This window comes from Actinomadura livida, assembly GCF_014648675.1.
In the GTDB taxonomy this organism is placed as follows: domain Bacteria; phylum Actinomycetota; class Actinomycetes; order Streptosporangiales; family Streptosporangiaceae; genus Spirillospora; species Spirillospora livida.
The window spans coordinates 1-527 of the sequence record NZ_BMRO01000060.1 but is presented as its reverse complement, the minus strand read 5'-3'; the positions used below and the strand labels follow the sequence as shown (position 1 = coordinate 527).

General features: G+C 69.6%; 1 protein-coding gene. It reads left to right on the top strand.

Going from position 1 to position 527, the window contains the following annotated elements; all coding sequences use genetic code 11:
• Positions 1–503 (top strand): transposase (locus IEZ03_RS37320; RefSeq protein WP_189241304.1); only part of this gene is annotated, 503 nt, incomplete at its 5' end.
• Positions 504–527 lie beyond the last annotated feature (24 nt).

Below are 527 nucleotides of genomic sequence, written 5' to 3'. Positions count from 1 at the left end.
CCGCCGACACCGTCGGCCGGGACACGCGAGGGTACGACGCGGGCAAGAAGGTGCCTGGACGCAAGCGTTTCATCGTCACCGACACCCTCGGCCTGCTCATCACCGTGACCGTGTGCGCCGCGAGCGTCCAAGACCGCGACGGAGCCAAGGGGGCGCTGCTGGGCCTGTATCTCACCTCGCCCACCTGCCGGTATGTGTTCGCCGACGCCGGGTTCGCCGGGCGGCTGCTGGGCTGGGCCGCCGACACCCTGCGCACCACGGTGAGCGTTGTCCGCAAACCTGCAGACCAGAAGGGGTTCGCTGTGCTGCCCCGCAGGTGGGTGGTCGAACGGACCTTGGCCTGGCTCACCGGGCACCGCCGACTCGCCCGCGACTACGAACGCCACACCTCCACCAGCGAGGCCATGATCCGCTGGGCAGCCATCGGCCTCATGACCCGCCGCCTGGCCCGCGGTGGCCAGCCCGCCGTCCGCCAAGGCCCACGCCCCCTCGCATACCAATAACAAGATCCTTCTCAAACACGCACT